Source organism: Variovorax sp. LARHSF232 (assembly GCF_052871435.1).
The window spans coordinates 91,082-108,627 of sequence record NZ_JBIXJS010000012.1; the positions used below are offsets into that span (position 1 = coordinate 91,082).

22 protein-coding genes are annotated in these 17,546 nt (G+C 64.5%); 10 read left to right on the forward strand and 12 right to left on the reverse strand.

The features are described 5' to 3' along the window. Positions 1–150 precede the first annotated feature (150 nt). The 9 genes from ACIPRI_RS23665 to ACIPRI_RS23705 all read right to left on the reverse strand — a co-directional run bounded on the left by ACIPRI_RS23665 (position 151) and on the right by ACIPRI_RS23705 (position 6,023). Complete coding sequence (locus ACIPRI_RS23665; RefSeq protein ID WP_446623944.1) at positions 151–909, reverse strand: 4-fold beta flower protein; 759 nt, start codon at positions 907–909, stop codon at positions 151–153. After that, the gene (locus ACIPRI_RS23670) at positions 909–1,373 is read right to left on the reverse strand and encodes a hypothetical protein (protein WP_446623945.1); all 465 of its coding nucleotides are present in this window, start codon (positions 1,371–1,373) and stop codon (positions 909–911) included. Before ACIPRI_RS23670 ends, ACIPRI_RS23665 begins: the two co-directional genes overlap by 1 nt. A gap of 91 nt (positions 1,374–1,464) precedes the next feature. Continuing rightward, the gene (locus ACIPRI_RS23675) at positions 1,465–2,055 is read right to left on the reverse strand and encodes a hypothetical protein (RefSeq protein ID WP_446623946.1); all 591 of its coding nucleotides are present in this window, start codon (positions 2,053–2,055) and stop codon (positions 1,465–1,467) included. A gap of 2 nt (positions 2,056–2,057) precedes the next feature. Then, on the reverse strand, positions 2,058–2,282 hold the full coding sequence (locus ACIPRI_RS23680) for a hypothetical protein (RefSeq protein ID WP_446623947.1): 225 nt from the start codon (positions 2,280–2,282) through the stop codon (positions 2,058–2,060). Between the two features lie 5 nt (positions 2,283–2,287). Continuing rightward, entirely contained in the window at positions 2,288–2,941 is a 654-nt protein-coding gene (locus ACIPRI_RS23685) for a GIY-YIG nuclease family protein (RefSeq protein ID WP_446623948.1), read from the reverse strand. A gap of 393 nt (positions 2,942–3,334) precedes the next feature. Next, positions 3,335–4,090, reverse strand: a complete 756-nt coding sequence (locus ACIPRI_RS23690; RefSeq protein WP_446623949.1) for a class I SAM-dependent methyltransferase — start codon at positions 4,088–4,090, stop codon at positions 3,335–3,337. A gap of 52 nt (positions 4,091–4,142) precedes the next feature. After that, a complete protein-coding gene (locus tag ACIPRI_RS23695) occupies positions 4,143–4,679 on the reverse strand; it encodes a murein hydrolase activator EnvC family protein (protein ID WP_446623950.1) in 537 nt (178 codons plus the stop codon). A 97-nt stretch (positions 4,680–4,776) separates the two neighbouring features. Next, entirely contained in the window at positions 4,777–5,325 is a 549-nt protein-coding gene (locus ACIPRI_RS23700; RefSeq protein ID WP_446623951.1) for an NUDIX hydrolase, read from the reverse strand. Then, entirely contained in the window at positions 5,322–6,023 is a 702-nt protein-coding gene (locus ACIPRI_RS23705; RefSeq protein WP_446623952.1) for a fumarylacetoacetate hydrolase family protein, read from the reverse strand. Before ACIPRI_RS23705 ends, ACIPRI_RS23700 begins: the two co-directional genes overlap by 4 nt. A 112-nt stretch (positions 6,024–6,135) precedes the next feature. Here ACIPRI_RS23705 and maiA point away from each other — a divergent pair, with 112 nt between their 5' ends. Continuing rightward, entirely contained in the window at positions 6,136–6,777 is a 642-nt protein-coding gene (gene maiA / locus ACIPRI_RS23710) for a maleylacetoacetate isomerase (protein WP_446623953.1), read from the forward strand. Then, positions 6,774–7,550 carry a peptidoglycan editing factor PgeF gene (gene pgeF / locus ACIPRI_RS23715; protein WP_446623954.1) on the forward strand — a complete coding sequence of 259 codons (777 nt, stop codon included), beginning with the start codon at positions 6,774–6,776 and terminating at the stop codon, positions 7,548–7,550. Before maiA ends, pgeF begins: the two co-directional genes overlap by 4 nt. Here the strand turns inward: pgeF and ACIPRI_RS23720 are convergent. Then, positions 7,479–7,778, reverse strand: a complete 300-nt coding sequence (locus tag ACIPRI_RS23720; protein ID WP_446623955.1) for a hypothetical protein — start codon at positions 7,776–7,778, stop codon at positions 7,479–7,481. The two genes, pgeF and ACIPRI_RS23720, sit on opposite strands and share 72 nt — an antisense overlap. Before the next feature lie 110 nt (positions 7,779–7,888). Between ACIPRI_RS23720 and phaC the strand changes: the two genes are divergently transcribed. Genes phaC through ACIPRI_RS23735 form a run of 3 tightly spaced genes read left to right on the forward strand, consistent with a single transcriptional unit; the run spans position 7,889 to position 11,054 of the window. Further along, positions 7,889–9,598, forward strand: a complete 1,710-nt coding sequence (phaC, locus tag ACIPRI_RS23725; protein ID WP_446623956.1) for a class I poly(R)-hydroxyalkanoic acid synthase — start codon at positions 7,889–7,891, stop codon at positions 9,596–9,598. Positions 9,599–9,643: 45 nt separating this feature from the next. Then, on the forward strand, positions 9,644–10,822 hold the full coding sequence (locus ACIPRI_RS23730; RefSeq protein ID WP_446623957.1) for an acetyl-CoA C-acetyltransferase: 1,179 nt from the start codon (positions 9,644–9,646) through the stop codon (positions 10,820–10,822). 25 nt (positions 10,823–10,847) lie between these two features. Next, positions 10,848–11,054 carry a dodecin gene (locus tag ACIPRI_RS23735; protein ID WP_446623958.1) on the forward strand — a complete coding sequence of 69 codons (207 nt, stop codon included), beginning with the start codon at positions 10,848–10,850 and terminating at the stop codon, positions 11,052–11,054. A 35-nt stretch (positions 11,055–11,089) separates the two neighbouring features. Here the strand turns inward: ACIPRI_RS23735 and ACIPRI_RS23740 are convergent, their stop codons facing one another. Continuing rightward, the gene (locus tag ACIPRI_RS23740; RefSeq protein ID WP_446623959.1) at positions 11,090–11,956 is read right to left on the reverse strand and encodes an endonuclease/exonuclease/phosphatase family protein; all 867 of its coding nucleotides are present in this window, start codon (positions 11,954–11,956) and stop codon (positions 11,090–11,092) included. Between the two features lie 174 nt (positions 11,957–12,130). Between ACIPRI_RS23740 and phbB the strand changes: the two genes are divergently transcribed. The 3 genes from phbB to ybaL all read left to right on the forward strand — a co-directional run bounded on the left by phbB (position 12,131) and on the right by ybaL (position 16,095). Then, positions 12,131–12,868, forward strand: a complete 738-nt coding sequence (gene phbB / locus ACIPRI_RS23745; RefSeq protein WP_446623960.1) for an acetoacetyl-CoA reductase — start codon at positions 12,131–12,133, stop codon at positions 12,866–12,868. Positions 12,869–12,992: 124 nt separating this feature from the next. Continuing rightward, complete coding sequence (locus tag ACIPRI_RS23750) at positions 12,993–14,354, forward strand: dicarboxylate/amino acid:cation symporter (RefSeq protein WP_446623961.1); 1,362 nt, start codon at positions 12,993–12,995, stop codon at positions 14,352–14,354. A gap of 31 nt (positions 14,355–14,385) precedes the next feature. After that, on the forward strand, positions 14,386–16,095 hold the full coding sequence (gene ybaL / locus ACIPRI_RS23755; protein WP_446623962.1) for a YbaL family putative K(+) efflux transporter: 1,710 nt from the start codon (positions 14,386–14,388) through the stop codon (positions 16,093–16,095). Positions 16,096–16,105: 10 nt separating this feature from the next. On the opposite strand, the gene ACIPRI_RS23760 is transcribed toward ybaL, so the two are convergent. Beyond that, entirely contained in the window at positions 16,106–16,513 is a 408-nt protein-coding gene (locus ACIPRI_RS23760) for a hypothetical protein (protein ID WP_446623963.1), read from the reverse strand. A gap of 167 nt (positions 16,514–16,680) precedes the next feature. On the opposite strand from ACIPRI_RS23760, the gene ACIPRI_RS23765 reads away from it, so the two are divergent. Further along, entirely contained in the window at positions 16,681–16,920 is a 240-nt protein-coding gene (locus tag ACIPRI_RS23765) for a hypothetical protein (RefSeq protein ID WP_446623964.1), read from the forward strand. 30 nt (positions 16,921–16,950) lie between these two features. Further along, positions 16,951–17,532, forward strand: a complete 582-nt coding sequence (locus tag ACIPRI_RS23770) for a hypothetical protein (protein ID WP_446623965.1) — start codon at positions 16,951–16,953, stop codon at positions 17,530–17,532. Positions 17,533–17,546: the final 14 nt, after the last annotated feature.

Genomic DNA, 17,546 nt, shown 5'->3' on the forward strand with positions numbered 1-17,546 from the left:
AACATCAGACGTTAATCCCTCGAACCTGGCCACAGGCGGCAATGGGCTTTGCTATGTGCCGCGCTGAACTCCCCTCCGAAAGTCCCGCGCGAACATGGGCTTGACGCAAGGCCCTGCGGCCCGCCTGAGTTGACTTGCCCGATTTAGGCTTTAGCCGTTTCCGAGCCAAGTTATGAACTCATCAGGATCGAGTCGGGGTGTCAGGTATTGATTGACTGTTAGGTAACCCAACGACTCGCCGTCTTTCACAAACATGGGCGGAGTTGTGGAGAATCTGTTGTAAGGCGACTCAGTGCCGTAGGGACTACCGTACTGTGAATACTTGTTGAAAATAGATTCAGCGGAAAATCGACTGCCGTACGTGCCATATGAATTGACGAGTGAGTCGGCATCATATATGTTGCGGTTCACATTCCCGAGAAAAATACCGCTTGGAGTCTTCAATTGGCTTCCAAGTAGGTTGTCCGTGCTCAGTGTTTCGGAAAAGCTGCGAGTGCCAATTTTCGCCAAGAGGTCAGCGGCGGTCTCTGGCTGAATTTGACCGGAGTTCAGCAAACCCGCTATTGATTCGAGTAGTTTTGATGCCGCGGGTTTTGGTGTTTCGGTTTCAAAGTAGTCTCGAAACCTTCGCGGCAGCCCTGACATTCGGAGCCGCCGCATTGGCCGTATCGGTCGAAGAGGGGTCAACGGTCGCAGCGGGCGAAGGCGGGTGTGCCCCCGAACCTGGGTATTCACAAGAAGCCTATCGTCGGTCGACAGCGTGCCCATATGCGAGCCGTCCTTCGCGCTGTACACGTCATCGCCGTCTTCAATAAACCCGAGCCATTTAGAGTTGGGATCGAAGAGGTGATTGTCCTGAACGAATGCAACGTAATTCCCGCTGGTATTGAATATGTACCTGACGGACATCAGTTATCTCCCCAAAACGCATAGTACAAGCCGATGCATTGGAAGAGGACGCCAATCGCAAAAACCGCCCACCCAGTCGTTACTAAAGCATCGTTGCCGCCGGTCAGAATATTGATTGAAAAACCAATAGGTATGGCTGCAGCCGCCTGAAAAATCGCTCCGGTCTTCGCCCTGTTTTTTGTGTCTTCGTAACCCCTCACGTATGTGTTTGCGGTATTGAGCGCATTATTTAAGGAGCCGTTCTCATTGTTGAGCCGGTTATGGTCGTGCAGCAACATCGTGAGTGCCGGCTTGTTCTTGAGCAGGTCGTCGACAGTTACGCCGGCGAGGCTTGATTGGATGAAGCCGAGCGGGTTGGTCAACGGCGGCACTGCGGGGACGGGCGGCACAGCCGGAGCGGCGCCGCCCGTCGTTTGGGCAGGCACGGCTGTGGGTCGAGCAGGAAGATTCGGGCCAGTTGCCATGTAGCGCTCCAATATGCGGCATTCTTGAATTTTGGACGGCCAAGGAAATCCGTCCGCACTCGCTTTGCGGGTGTGGGCGGCGGGTCGCCGATCATGGTGCCAGCGGCGGGTCGAACGAGTGGCGGAAAAATCCGTACATGACCTGCAGTGCGTCGCGCGCGTCGTGTTCCAGAATCGTCCTCGGATGAGACTTGCGGCTCCGAACGCGTTGACCAATTGTGTCCGGGTCGTTCTCATCACGACGGTGCATGAATGGGTTGCGGAAGTCATTCAGCACAGCGGCCCCGTCCAGCAGGTCCTCGGTAAACAGACCGGCATCACGCGCTTGCTTGATCGCCGTGGCCATCTTCGGAGCCCATTTGTCGGGTGGCAGCGGCGGGAGGGCGTCGTTGATGACGTGCTCGACGTAGGCAAGCGCCAGAACCAACGTCGCGATGAAATTGCCTTGGACGTAGCTGCTGCGGGCTTCCTGCATCACCCCGGTCGTCTCCGAGCGTTCCCAGTAGGCGCCGACCTGAACGTGATGCTTCCCCAGCCAAACGTGGCGCTCTGCGCGCTCGTTGCGATCCATCGGATCGAGATGCTCAAGACAAGCAATGACGCGCTCGCGATATTCCTCATCGGTTTCTGGCCGTGGTGTTCCATCGGGATTCGTGCGCGGCGCAAACGGGTACGTTGCCATGTCTAGCTGCGCTCTGCCACCGCGCGCACGACGATGAAAAGCAGCAGCATCGCAAGGGCGAACAGCACCTTCCAAACAGGTGACGAGTACTGGCGGCGGCTCGGTGGTGGCCCGGTGTAGGGACCATCCGTGTTGTCGGGCAAGTAGAACGTGCCCCCGCGCTCAACCGTTTCGGCATCCTTGCCGGTTCGCCGCTGCCACCACGCATCCTGTTGTTCTGGAGTCATCTTTCTCACTCCTCGTCGCCGTGAAATTCTTCGTATAGGTCCGCCAGGAGGCGGCCATTGAAGGACCAGTAAAACTTCGACGCCACACCCCGGCCAACGATCTCAGGCATGAGCTTGAGCGAGACGCGCTGCAACGAGGATTCCTCACCTAAGTAGTTCACCGTATGAGGCCCGGCAATTGTTGCAGTCGTGACTCCGTCCCTGAACGTAATGACGTCGCCCACCTTTAGGCCAATCTCCAAGTAGTCGATCCTTGGACGCATCTTCCTCTTGTCTCTGACTGCGGATTCAAGTGCTTCAGGGTCCGTCTTGGCCTCGGCCTGGGCCTCCACCTGCGCCGTCACTACCTGGCCTTGGTGAAGCAGCGCAAGAACGGCCACGACTTGACCTGCCTTGGTTCTGAAAAACTCGCGCGAAGGATTGATGCGGTCTGGCGCAAACGCAACGTGCAGCGCCTGCTCCACCTTTCTTGCGTCCGGAACATTGCAGGCAAAGACGCAGTCAAAGGGGAGGGGGACAGCCGTGCTCCTACCCAGTTCGGAGATGCGTTGGGCAACATCCGAAGCCCGCGTCATCCCAATCTTGACGATGCCTGGCATCGCCGGATTGGTAAGCACATAGACCGTCTCAAGTTCTGTCCGCGCGTTCGTTTCATCCATTGGGTTCTTTCGGTGTTGCCCAAGGCATTGTGCCGTTGGACAATCCTGCGGTCGCGAAGTCGCCGCGCTCGCGGACAGCAGGGAGCCGAAGGAGACGCGGCAGCGATTGGGCGCGGCTGCGGCCTCTGTAGGGCAGTGTGGTCGCCGTCCGGATCGCCTAGCCGTACACCTCCTGCCGCGCCGCTACTCGCCTGCCTCCGTGCGCGCTGCCCGTGACTTCGGGAGCAAGACACGCCTAGACGGTGTACGGAAACTGCGCGGATCGCCGCGAGGGGAAAAGAGCAGGGGGAATGGCCTAGCCGCCCCCTCCTACAGAGGGAAGCTGATATTCTGATCGAGAACATCTCGTGCAAGAACATCTCGTGCATTTACGAAGCGTTCCACCGACAGGTGCTAGCCGGTGCAACTTCTCCGGCACACAAGCAGGATCTCATCCACCTCGTCCGTGGCGATCATCCCAGGAGCGAGTTGCAACTCCTTCTGGAATCGCAACGCGAGTGGCATGAGGGTCCGGTTGTAGGTGTTCATCGCCAGATCGCGATGATTCGAGAGCCACCACACGCCGATGTCGACCAGGCGCGGCGAGCGCGGCTTCATTCCGAACACCGCGCTCCGCTCCACCACCAGCTTGTTCCGCGCCAGTAGTTCAAGAAGGCATGGCGGGTCGTAGCGTCGCTTGTGGCCTACGAAATCGTCGAACGCCGTCCAATGAGAGGGGTGCAGTGGCGTCGAGATCAAGAGAACCGCACCTGACTTCGTCACTCGCACCAACTCTGCCAGTGCGGCGGCCCCATCGTCGACATGCTCGATGATGTCCAGGGCGCAAACGAGATCGAATGTGCCGTCGGTGAACGGCAGGGACGTCACCTCGCCAAGTGCAACCCGTCCACCGCGTTCGCGAAGCACCGCAAGCGCTGGGGCACTGATGTCCACGAAATGCGTGCTCTCGATCGGCAAGCGCGGCCGCAGGCCGGGCCCAACCTCCAACCGTCGCCCGCCTTCAGGCAGCAGGGATCGCACAAGTGGCCAGGTGTTGAAGCGGTGAGGCTTGACGAGCTCAGCCCCGGACCACAGTGAGTCATAGAACCGGCGGTTCTGATCGAGAAGCTTGTCCGCATCCGAGGGCTGCGCTAGCTTTCGTTGCATCATCCCATAGCGGCCGAAGGCCGCGTCTGAGGCTCCACTGCAAAAAGCAGGTGACCTACTTCAACTTGCCCTGCAGGTACGGCTCCGGATCCACCGCAACACCCTGCTTGCGGATCTCGAAATGCAGCATCGGCGTACCGGCCGGGTTCTTGCCCATCTCCGCGATCTTCTGGCCCTGCGACACGCTCTGCTTCTCCTGCACCAGCACGACCTGGTTGTGCGCGTAGGCGGTGAGGTAGTTGTTGCCGTGGTCCACGATGATCAGGTTGCCGTAGTTGCGCAGCTCGTCGCCCACATACACCACCCTGCCTGCGGCCGCAGCCATCACCGGGTCGCCCTGCTTGCCGGCGATGTCGATGCCCTTGTTGTTCTTGCCGTCGAACTTGGCGAGCAGCGTGCCGCCGGCCGGGCGGACGAAGCGGCTTTGCACAGGCGGTGGCGTGGCCGACGGGCCGGGTGCCGTGGTGATCGGGGTCGTGGTACAGGCGGCAAGCACTACGGCGGCGCACAGGGCGATGCCGGCGAAAGCGCGATGGAGGCTGCTGCTGCTGCTAAGCAACATCAAGGAAGAGGGGCGTGCGGTTGATTGCATGGCGCAGATTGGAATGCAGTCGATGAGCGATGTTCCCAGCAAATCGTGACGATGCGTGTAGGCCGGAACCGGCCCCGCATTGGTTCTTCTACTGCTGCTAGACGATGTCCACCGTGTGGATGTGGCCGAAGCGGCCCTTCTTGCGGTCTTCGAAGTAAAGGCGCAGCGCCTCGCGCACGGTGCGAAAGGCGATCTCGTCCCAGGGAATCTCTTCCTCGGTGAACATGCGCGCCTCGATGGTTTCGTGGCCGGGCGCAAAGTCTTCGTTGATGAGCTGGGCGCGGTAGAACAGGTGCACCTGGCCCACCCGCACCACGCTCATCACGGCAAAGAGCTCGCCGATCTCGAAGTTGGCGCCAGACTCTTCAACCGTCTCGCGTGCCGCGCCTTCGGATACGCTTTCGTTGAGCTCCATGAAGCCGGCGGGCAGGGTCCACTTGCCCCAGCGCGGCTCGATGTTGCGCTTGCACAGCAGCACCCGCTCGCCCATCACCGGGATGGTGCCGACCACGTTGGTCGGGTTCTCGTAGTGGATGGTGTCGCAGGCCGGGCAGACGGCGCGCTCGCGCGTGTCGCCGTCGTCCGGAATGCGGTACACCACGGCCGTGCCGCAGTTCCTGCAGTGCTTGATCGGAACTCTGATCACGCGATCTTGATGCTGAGCTTGGGCAGGCCCGCCACTTCGCCAACCAACGTGTCGCCGGCCACCACCGCGGCCACGCCTTCGGGCGTGCCGGTGAAGATCAGGTCGCCGGGCTGCAGCTCCCAGGCGGCGGACAGGTGCTCGATGGTCTCGCCGATGTTCCAGATCAGCTTGCTCACGGTGCTGCGCTGGCGGTCGGTGCCGTTGACCTGCAGCGAGATCTCGGCATTGGCCACGTCGCCCGCGCGGGCCGCCGGCACGATCGGGCCGATGGGCGCCGACTGCTCGAAAGCCTTGCCGATGCACCAGGGGCGGCCCTGCTTCTTCATGTCGTTCTGCAGGTCGCGCCGGGTCATGTCCAGGCCGACGGCGTAACCGTAGATGTACTGCTGCGCATCCGCGGCCAAGATGTTCTTGCCGGCCTTGCCGATGGCCACCACCAGCTCGATCTCGTGGTGCAGGTTCTTGGTGAGCGAAGGGTAGGCCACGGTGCCGGTCTGGCCATCGTCGACCACCACGGCGGCGTCGGCCGGCTTCAGGAAGAAGAAGGGCGGCTCGCGGCCGGTGAAGCCCATCTCCTTGGCGTGCTCTTCATAGTTGCGGCCCACGCAATAGATGCGGTGCACCGGAAAACGTGCCGGCTCGCCCACGACGGGGATGGTCACCAGGGGGGCAGGGGCAAAAACAAACTCGGAAGCCATCTCGCTACATCCTTCGTAAATCGCTCTGGAATCAATCGAACGCGCCAGTGTGCCAGACGCGCAGGCCCCATGCTTGTAGCGGTCGGCGCCCCGCCGCTATGCTTTGCGCACCATGAAGCTGTACAACTATTTTCGTTCTTCCGCCTCGTACCGCGTGCGCATCGCGCTGGCCCTCAAGGGCTTGCCCTATGACTACGAAGCCGTGCACATCGCGCGCGGCGACCACAAGAAGCCGCCCTATGCCGAGAAGTCGGCCGACACGCTGGTGCCGCTGCTGGAGCTGGACGACGGTTCGCGCCTGTCGCAGTCGATGGCCATCATCGAGTACCTGGACGAGACGCACCCCGAGCCGGCGCTGCTGCCAACCGACGCCCTGGGCCGCGCCCGGGTGCGCGCGCTGGCCGAATCCATCGCCTGCGAGATCCACCCGCTGAACAACCTGCGGGTGCTGAAGTACCTGGTGCGCGAGCTCAAGCTGGATGAAGACGCCAAGAACGCCTGGTACCGCCACTGGGTGCGCGAAGGGCTGGAAGCCTTCGAGCGCCAATTGGCCCAGTTGCCGCCCTCGTTCTATTGCTACGGCAACACGCCGACCCTGGCCGACTGCTGCCTGGTGCCGCAGATCTTCAATGGCCAGCGCTTCAACTGCGACTTCAGCGGCCTGCCGCGCACCATGGCGGCGTATGAGGCGTGCATGCAGCTGGAAGCCTTCCAGAGCACGCAGCCCTCGCGCTGCCCGGACGCTGAAGCGTGAGCACGCCGCTGCTGCTCGACCCCGACTGGATCGTGCCCGACTGGCCGGCGCCGCCCGGGGTGCGCGCGCTGTGCACCACCCGGGCCGGCGGGGTTTCGAGCGGGCCCTATGCGAGCCTGAACCTGGGCGAGCATGTGGGCGACGTGCCGGCCGACGTGGCGGCCAACCGTCAGCGCCTGGCGGATGCAACCGGCGCGCATCCCGTGTTCCTCACGCAAGTGCATGGCACGGGCCTGGCCGTGCTGGACGCCGGCACCGCCGACGGCACCACGGCCGATGCCGCCTGCACCGCGCACGCCGGCATCGCCTGCACGGTGATGGTGGCCGACTGCCTGCCGGTGCTTTTCACCGACATGCAGGGCCGCCGCGTGGCGGCCGCCCATGCCGGCTGGCGCGGGCTGGCGGGCGGCGTGCTGGCGCGCGCCGTGCAGAGCTTTGACGACGACCAGGGCCGGCATGACGAACTGATGGCCTGGCTGGGCCCTTGCATTGGCCCCGAGGTCTTCGAAGTCGGCGCGGAGGTCAAGGCCGAGTTCGAGGCCGCGGACGGCGAGGCCGGCCACTACTTCAAGCTGGCGGGTGCGCCCGGCAAGTGGCTGGCCGATCTTCCTGGCCTGGCACGGCGCCGCCTGGCCCTGCTGGGCGTCCGGCAGGTGCATGGCAACGACGGCAGCCGGGCCTGGTGCACCGTGGCCAATCCCTCAAGGTTCTTTTCCTACCGGCGCGAGCGGGTCGGCGGGCGCTTCGCCGCCCTGGTCTGGCGCGAGGCCTGAATCTCCCTGGGCCGCCTGCATGGCGGCGTCGCGCGCGGCTTGCTCGCGCGCCTGCCGGGCCCGGCGCCGGGCCGCCGTGCCCATGATGTAGACCACCAGGCCCAGCGGCAGCAGGCCGTACAGCAGGAAGGTGAAGATGGCGCCCAGCACGGTGCCGGTGGAGTTGGTGGCCTCGGCCACGGCCATCATCAAGGCCACATAAAGCCAGGCGATGATCACAAGATGCATAAGTCGATGAAGACGCTGCGCCTTTCGGCGGCGCGTTGTGGGGGGTCGTCGAATGCAGCATACTCAAAGTCAAAGCACGGATCCGAATCTCACAGGGACTGGAGACACCGATGAAGCAACAGGGCGCCGCAACGACCGAATCCACGTTCGAGCCGTTTGCGCAGGGATGGACGCAGGCACTGGCTTCGATCCAGGCCTTGGGCAGTGGCGGCAAGGGCGACGGCCACGGGGCTTCCTGGCAGATTCCCCAGATCAACTTCGATCCCGAACGGCTGCAGGCCCTGCAGCAACAGTACGTTTCGCAGGCGGCCGAGCTCTGGCAGCAGGGTTTTGCGGCCCATTCGCTGGGTGACCGCCGCTTTGCTGGCAAGGCCTGGGGCAGCAACCCGGTGGCTTCCTTCAGCGCCGCGGTCTACCTGCTCAACGCCCGCACCATGATGGAGCTGGCCGAGGCCGCCCAGGGTGAAGAAAAGGCCCGGGCCCGCCTGCGCTTTGCGGTCGAGCAATGGATGGCCGCCAGCGCGCCCAGCAATTACCTGGCCTTCAATGCCGAGGCGCAGCAGAAGGCCATCGAGACGAAGGGCGAAAGCATTGCCCGCGGCCTGCAGAACCTGGTCAACGACATCCGCCAGGGCCACTTGAGCATGACCGACGAGCGCGCCTTCGAAGTGGGCCGCAACGTGGCCAGCACCGAGGGCGCGGTGGTGTTCGAGAACGAGCTGTTCCAGCTGCTCGAATACAAGCCGGCTGGCGCCAAGGTGTACGAGCGGCCCTTCCTGCTGGTGCCGCCCTGCATCAACAAGTTCTACATCCTCGATCTGCAGCCGGACAACTCGCTGATCCGCTATGCGGTGGAGCAGGGGCACCGGGTGTTCGTGGTGAGTTGGCGCAACCCCGACGAATCGCTGCGCGAGGCCACCTGGGACGACTACATCGAGAACGCCGCCATCAAGGCCATTCACACGGTGCAGGAGATATCCGGCAGCGAGCAGATCAACGTGCTGGGCTTTTGCGTGGGCGGCACCATCCTGGCCACCGCGCTGGCGGTGCTGGCGGCGCGCGGCGAAGACCCGGCGGCCTCGGTGACCTTCCTCACGACCCTGCTGGACTTCCGGGACACCGGCATCCTCGATGTGTTCATCGACGAGGCCATGGTGCAGTACCGCGAGCTGACCATGGGGCAGGGCGGCCTGATGGCGGGCGGCGACCTGGCCTCCACCTTCAGCTTCTTGCGGCCCAATGACCTGGTGTGGAATTACGTGGTGGGCAACTACCTCAAGGGCGAGACGCCGCCGCCCTTCGACCTGCTGTACTGGAACTGCGACGCCACCAACCTGCCGGGCCCCTTCTACGCCTGGTACCTGCGCAACACCTACCTCGAGAACAAGCTGGCCGAGCCCGGCGCGCTCACCGTGTGCGGCGAGCAGGTCGACCTCTCCGCCATCAAGGTTCCGGCCTACATCTACGGCTCGCGTGAAGACCACATCGTGCCGATCGGCGGCGCCTACGCCTCCACCCAGTTGCTGGGAGGCAAGAAGCGCTTCGTGATGGGGGCCTCGGGCCACATCGCCGGCGTGATCAATCCGCCAGTCAAGAAGAAGCGCAGCCACTGGATTCGCGCCGACGGCAAGCTGCCGAAGACGCATGGCGAGTGGCTGGCGGGCGCGGTCGAGCATCCGGGCAGCTGGTGGACCGATTGGTCGCACTGGCTGCAATCGCATGCCGGCAAACAGATCGCCGCGCCCAAGAGCTATGGCCGTGGCGTCAAGTACAAGGCGCTGGAGCCAGCGCCAGGAAGTTACGTCAAGGCCAAGGCCTGAAGTTCACCCACCCCATCCTTCGTTCAAGTTCACCAGGAGTTCACCATGGAAGACATCGTCATCGTTTCGGCCGCGCGCACGGCAGTCGGCAAGTTCGGCGGATCGCTGGCCAGCATCCCGGCTTCGGAGCTGGGCGCCATCGTCATCAAGGAAGTGCTGGCGCGTGCCAAGCTGGCCAATGACCAGGTCGGCGAAGTCATCATGGGCCAGGTGCTCGCCGCGGGCGCCGGCCAGAACCCGGCGCGCCAGGCGCTGATCAAGAGCGGCCTCGTGAAAGAGACGCCGGCCCTCACCATCAACGCGGTTTGCGGCTCCGGCCTCAAGGCGGTGATGCTGGCGGCGCAGGCCGTGGCTTACGGCGACAGCGACATTGTGGTGGCCGGCGGCCAGGAAAGCATGAGCCTGGCGCCGCACGTGCTGCCCAACTCGCGCAACGGCCAGCGCATGGGCGACTGGAAGCTGCAGGACACGATGATCATCGACGGCCTGTGGGACGTGTACAACCAGTACCACATGGGCATCACGGCCGAGAACGTGGCCAAGAAGTACGGCATCGACCGCGCCATGCAGGACGAACTGGCCCTGGCCAGCCAGACCAAGGCGGCGGCGGCGCAGGATGCAGGCAAGTTCAAGGACGAGATCGTCGGCGTCGGCATCCCGCAGCGCAAGGGCGACCCGGTGGTGTTCGACCAGGACGAGTTCATCAACCGCAAGACCACGGCAGACGTCCTGGCCGGCCTGCGCCCCGCCTTCGACAAGGCCGGCGGCGTGACGGCCGGCAATGCCTCGGGCCTGAACGACGGCGCCGCGGCCGTGGTGGTCATGACGGCCAAGCGAGCCGACTCGCTGGGCCTCAAGCCCCTGGGCCGCATCGCCAGCTTTGCCTCCACCGGTCTGGATCCGGCCTTCATGGGCATGGGCCCGGTGCCGGCCTCCACCAAGGCGCTGCAGCGCGCCGGCTGGAAGGCGGCCGATCTGGACGTGCTCGAGATCAACGAAGCCTTTGCCGCCCAGGCCTGCGCCGTCAACAAGGAGATGGGCTGGGACACCAACAAGGTCAACGTGAATGGCGGCGCCATTGCCATCGGCCATCCGATCGGCGCCTCGGGCTGCCGCATCCTGGTGACCTTGCTGCACGAGATGCAGCGCCAGAACGCCAAGAAGGGCATCGCCTCGCTGTGCATCGGCGGCGGCATGGGCGTGGCGCTGACCATCGAGCGCTGATTCGCCGCATCCCAAGGAGACACGCATGAGCAACCATGTCTACAAACTCCTGGAGCTGACCGGCTCCTCCGCCACCAGCAGCGACGATGCGGTGCAGCGCGCCATCGCCAAGGCCAGCGAGACCGTGCGCAACATCCAGTGGTTCGAGGTGACCGAGACGCGCGGCCATGTGCAGGACGGCAAGATCGCCCACTGGCAGGTCACGGTGAAGGTGGGCTTCACCCTCGAATAGCGGGCCGCGGCCGGCTGCAACCGCCTGCAGCCAGATCAGGCCAGCTCGACCAGCACGGGCTGGTGGTCCGACGCCTGGGTCGCCAGGTCGACCTCGATGCGGCGCAGGCGCGGCGCCAGCGCGTCGCTCAGGAACACGAAGTCGCAGGCCATGGGCACGGGCCCGTAGGTGTGGTCGTACAGGCGAAAAGTGGGCGGATGCGGCGTGCTGTCGCCATGCGCCACCCGCCAGGCGTCGTGCAGGCGTTGCGGTGCACTGCCCGCCAGCTCGAAGGGTTGCAGCAGGGCGGCATAGGCCGGGTCGCTGGCCGCCATGTTGAAGTCGCCGCAAAGCATCGCCTGGGCCGTGTGCGGCTTGGGCTGGAACGGCGTGCCGACGTCGTCGGGCAGCGGCAGCGGCGGCGACGCTGCCTGCGCGCAAGCCTCGATGTGCAGCGCGCGCAGCGCGGCGGCCTGGGCCATGCGCTGGCTGGCCGAGTAGTACTCCAGGTGCGTCGTCATCACCCGCAAGGTGCCCAGTTCGGGGCAGGCCAGCGTCAGGCTGGTGCATATGCGCGGCATGCTGGTGGCCGCCGGGTCGGGCGGCCAGGGCAGCGGATGGTGCTGCACCCGCGCCACCGGCAGCCGGGTGGCGATCAGGTTGCCGAAACGCATGCGCCGGCCTTGCGCGTCGAACTCGTCGACCGCCGCGCCGAAGAACAGCGAGAAGCCCGGCAGCAAGGCCTGCAGCTGCGCCGGCTGGTCGCCCGGCGCGCCGGGCATGGCGTCGAAGCCGCTGGCAATCTCCTGAAGGCACAGCACGTCGAAGTCGGCCATGGCGCGCGCCGCCTCAACGATGCGCTGCGGGCTCACGGTGCCGTCGACGCCGCGGCACCACTGCGTGTTCCAGGTGATGAGTTTCATGGCCGAATACGCTACGCTTGCTGCGACGCTTCTTGCAAGGGGTGTCGGGCCGCAATGCGCGGCGTGACATCCCGTTGCAAATGAGGGTCAGTACTTTCCTGAGACAGACTGGTCATTGAATATGGCTAAAGTGAATCACCCCGACGAGGGGTACGCACACACAAAGGATCAATCATGAGCAAGAAAGTCGCATACGTCACCGGAGGCATGGGAGGCATCGGTACGGCCATCTGCCAGCGCCTGCACAAGGACGGTTTCACCGTCATCGCGGGTTGCGGGCCCACCCGCGACTTCGCCAAGTGGCTGGCCGAGCAGAAGGCGCTTGGCTTCGAGTTCCATGCATCCGTGGGCAACGTGGGGGACTGGCAGTCGACTGTCGAGGCCTTCGCCAAATCCAAGGCCGAGCACGGCAGCATCGACGTGCTGGTGAACAACGCCGGCATCACGCGGGACCGCATGTTCCTGAAGATGACGCCGGAAGACTGGAGCGCGGTGATCGAGACCAACCTCAACAGCATGTTCAACGTCACCAAGCAGGTGGTGGGCGACATGGTCGAAAAGGGCTGGGGCCGCATCGTCAACATCAGCTCGGTCAATGGCGCCAAGGGACAGGCCGGCCAGACCAACTACTCGGCCGCCAAGGCCGGCATGCATGGCTTCACCATGGCGCTGGCGCAAGAGTTGGCGACCAAGGGCGTGACGGTCAACACCGTGAGCCCGGGCTACATCGGCACTGACATGGTGAAGGCGATCCGCCAGGAAGTGCTGGACAAGATCGTCGGCACCATTCCGGTCAAGCGCCTGGGCGAGCCCAGCGAGATCGCTTCCATCATCGCCTGGCTGGCCAGCGAAGAGGGCGGCTACTCCACCGGTGCCGACTTTCCGGTGAACGGCGGGCTGCACATGCACTGAGCATGCGCATCGACCCCTGAATACAGACCCGCTTCGGCGGGTCTTTTCATTTTCATGGGTGTGGGTACTACGGATGAAATGGCCGCGCAGACGGCCTACAGTTCGCGACCTTCGGAGACAAGTCATGGAAAGCACATCGACCGTGCCCGCACCCGCATCCGCAGCCCCGCACAAGCTGCCGCTTTACCGTTCACTCTACGTGCAGGTGATCACCGCGGTGGTCATCGGCGTGCTGCTGGGGCACTTCATGCCCTCGCTGGGCGAATCGATGAAACCGCTGGGCGACGCCTTCATCAAGCTCATCAAGATGATGATCGCGCCCATCATCTTCTGCACCGTGGTGGTCGGCATCGCGGGCATGGAGGACATGAAGAAGGTGGGCAAGACCGGCGGTCTGGCGCTGCTGTACTTCGAGATCGTCAGCAGCATCGCGCTGGTGGTGGGGCTGGTGCTGGTCAACCTGCTCAAGCCGGGCGCGGGCATGAACGTGGACCCGAGCACGCTCGACACCAAGGCACTGGCGGCCTACACCGGCCCGGGCAAGATGGAAGGCACCGTCGACTTCCTGATGCACGTCATCCCCAACACGGTGGTCGACGCCTTCGCCAAGGGCGAGATCCTGCAGGTGCTGCTGATTGCCGTGCTGAGCGGCTTTGCACTGCACCGCTTCGGCGGCCGCGGCACGCTGGTGTTCGACGTGATCGAGAAGTCCTCGCACGTGCTGTTCGTGATCGTGGGCTACATCATGAAGCTGGCGCCCATCGGCGCCTTCGGTGCCATGGCCTTCACCATCGGCAAGTACGGTATCGGCTCGCTGTTCTCGCTGGGCAAGCTGATGGGCACCTTCTACCTGACCTGCCTGCTGTTCGTCTTCGTGGTGCTGGGGCTCATTTCGCGGCTGCACGGCTTCTCGATCTGGAAGTTCATCAAGTACATCAAGGAGGAACTGCTGATCGTGCTGGGCACGTCTTCGTCCGAGTCGGTGCTGCCGCGCATGATGGAAAAGATGGAAAACCTGGGCGCGGACAAGACCTGCGTGGGCCTGGTGATTCCCACCGGCTATTCCTTCAACCTGGACGGCACGTCGATCTACCTGACCATGGCGGCGGTGTTCATCGCGCAAGCCACCAACACGCCGATGACCCTGACGCAGGAGCTCACCCTGCTGGCGGTGCTGCTGCTCACCTCCAAGGGAGCAGCCGGCGTTACCGGCAGCGGCTTCATCGTGCTGGCGGCCACGCTGTCGGCCGTGGGGGATGTGCCGGTGGCCGGCCTCGCGCTGATCCTGGGCATCGACCGCTTCATGTCGGAGGCGCGCGCGCTGACCAACCTGGTGGGAAATGGCGTGGCGACCCTCGTGGTGGCCAAGTGGACTGGCGCACTGGATGAGCAGCGGCTGCAGGCGGGCCTGAACAACGAGACCTGGGTCGAGGCGCAGGAGCCGGAAGAACTGATCAACGCCAAGACCAGCACCATGGCGAGCTGAACCCGGCGGCCTTCTTGCTGTACAAGAAGGCATGAGCCACGGCGCCTCCCTCATCAACACCATCGCGGCAGGCTTGGGCCTGGCGCTGATCCTCGGCTTCCTCGCGGTGCGGCTGCGCTTGCCGGCGCTGGTCGGCTACCTGTTGGCGGGGGTGATCATCGGCCCTTTCACGCCGGGCTTCGTGGCCGATGCGCACATCGCGGCTCAGTTGGCCGAGATCGGCGTGATGCTGCTGATGTTCGGCGTGGGCCTGCATTTCTCGCTGGACGACCTGCTGGCGGTGCGCAAGATCGCCGTGCCCGGCGCGCTGGTGCAGATCGCCGTGGCCACTTTGCTGGGCGGCGCCCTGGCCATCGGCTGGGGCTGGCAACCGGGCGTGGCACTGGTGTTCGGCCTGGCGCTGTCGGTGGCCAGCACGGTGGTGCTGCTGCGCGCGCTCGACAGCCTGGGCCTGCTCGATAGCTACGTGGGCCGCATCGCGGTGGGCTGGCTGGTGGTGGAAGACCTGGCCATGGTGCTGGTGCTGGTCCTGCTGCCGCCGCTGGCCGAGGCGCTTGGCGGCAGCGGCCAGGCCAGTGGGGCAACGCAGCCTGCGCTCTGGCAGACCCTGGGTCTGACGCTGCTGCAGGTCGGCGGCTTCGTTCTCTTGATGCTGGTGGTGGGGCGGCGTTTGTTTCCCTGGCTCTTGTGGCAGGTGACGCGCACCGGCTCGCGCGAACTCTTCACGCTGTGCGTGGTGGCGGCCGCGGTCAGCATCGCCTTTGCCTCCGCGGCGCTGTTCGGCGTGTCCTTCGCGCTGGGGGCGTTCTTCGCCGGCATGGTGATGCGCGAGTCGGAGTTCAGCCACCGTGCGGCCGAGGAATCGCTGCCGCTGCGCGACGCCTTCGCGGTGCTCTTCTTCGTCTCGGTGGGCATGCTGTTCGATCCGATGGTGCTGATCGAGCGGCCGCTGCAGGTGCTGGCGGTGGTGCTGGTGATCGTGGTGGGCAAGTCGCTGGCGGCCCTGTGCATCGTGCTGCTCTTTCGCTATCCCCTGGGGACGGCGCTCACCATCTGCGCCAGCCTGGCGCAGATCGGCGAGTTCTCCTTCATCCTGGCCGGGCTGGGCGTCTCGCTGGGCCTGCTGCCGGTGGAGGGGCGCAACCTGGTGCTGGCTGGGGCGCTGATCTCCATTGCCACCAACCCGCTGTGGTTTGCCATGATCGCGCCGCTGCAGCGCTGGCTGCTTGCGCATTCGGCGCTGGCCCGGCAACTCGAGGCGCGGGTGGACCCGCTGGCCGAGCTGCCGATGACGACCGATGCGCGCTACCTCTCGCGCCAGGTGGTGCTGGTCGGCTACGGCCGCGTGGGGCGGCGCATTGCTGCCATGTTGAGCGCGAATGACGTGCCCTTCGTGGTGGCCGACCAGAACCGCGAGCTGGTCGAAAAACTTCGGGAGGAGGGCATGGCCGCCGTCTGGGGCGATGCGTCGGAGCCCTCGGTGCTGGTGCAGGCCCACATCGCTCGCGCCCGCGTGCTGGCCATCGCCACGCCCGACCTCATCGACGTGCGGCCGATGATCGACACGGCACGCATGCTCAATCCGTCGATCCAGGTCGTGGTCCGCGGCCACGACGAGGCGCAGGCGCGGCTGTTGACGCAGGAGCTGTCGGCCGTGGTCTTTCTGGGCGAGCAGGAGCTGGCGCAGGCCATGGCGCACGACTTGCTGCGCCGCACCGCCGGCAGCGCGGCGGCGCAGTAGGCCGGCTCGCTCAGAGGTCCTCGATCACCAGGCGCCGGTAGCGCTCGGCCGTCGAGTAGGGCACCTGGCGCACCACGGCCATCACCTTTTCGGCCACCGTCTCGTCGCGCGTCTTGACCAGGAGTGCCGCGTGGCCCTCCCGCGCCAGCCGGGTGTAGTTGGCCACGGCATTCCCCTCGGTACCCGCCGAAGGAAACGGGTAATCGTGCCCCTTGGTGGTGGGCGTGATCTGAGCCAGGATTTCTTCGGGCGGGATCAGGTAGATCTCGTCTCCGCTGACGATCTCGTCCTCGATCAGTTGGTGGCCGACCCGGCTGGCGTCCTCGATGCTGGGAAACATGATCATCGAATGCCCCGTCGGATAGAAGGCGCCGCCAATGAGCGCCGTCATGTGGCTGTCCAGATTGAACCTCTTCATGTGTGCCTCCGCCTCTGGTTGGAATTGGCCATTTCGCTCGGATGACGCTGTACGCCATTTCGGGCAGGTGCGGGCTATTTTGATACTAATGGACACATTTGTGTTAATTCGTGAAATAGTCGCTAGGTGATCTGCTGGTCGCCTTTCTACGATGCCTTCATCTGAAATTGAATAGTTTTTCATTCATGCGGCGGCCACTGCGAAATATTGCGCTCACTGTTCATGAACTCGAAGAGGGGGAGTTCTACTGGGTGCTGATGGAGGGAACAGACCATCCCATGGAGGATGTCCTGCCCTATGTGGCGCTGGACGCCGCTTGCACGCCCCACGACAGCTATTCCAACGCCTTGGTCGCTGGCGTGGCGGTGATTCGAAAGATGTTCGGCAAGGACGGACCCCGCAGCTGATGGCCGCGGCCGTTAAGACCAGGGGAAACCATGCTTCTCAAGAATCAGGCGGTCATCGCCGGGCTTGCTTTGTCGCTGCTGCTGGCGCTGGCGGCCTGGTTTGCCCGCCCCATGGACGCGGCAGCCTGGGCTGCCTGGGTGCAGGCTGCAGGCGTGCTGGCGGCAATTTTCTGGTCGGTCCGGCTGCAAGCTGGGCAGGCGCAGCACGGCACGCGCCAGGCGGCGCAGGTGGCGGTCGTCTTCGCCGTCAACATGCACTGGGTCTTTCGCGCGCTCAACGACGCTTGCGCCAAGCGCAGCTGGCCCGACTTCCTGGTGAATCGACGCATCCTGGAGGACATCCTGGGGCAGGGGCGCAACGTTCCCGTGCAGTTGCTGGAAGGCCGTCGGCTGGCCATGGTGAGCTGCCTGCGCACCCTCGGCGTGGAGGCGCTGGAGGTGATGCTGGCGCATGAGCCGGGCGACGACTGGCGCGAGCTGCAGTCGCACTTCGGCAAAAGGCTGCCGAGCATCGCGGCCTGGCTTTCGGCTACCGGCAACCCGCCGGAAAGCAATGGGCCGACGGACTATTTCGGCCTGCGGACCTCGCTCAGCCAATTGGGCCGCCTCTAGAAAGTCGGCGAAAA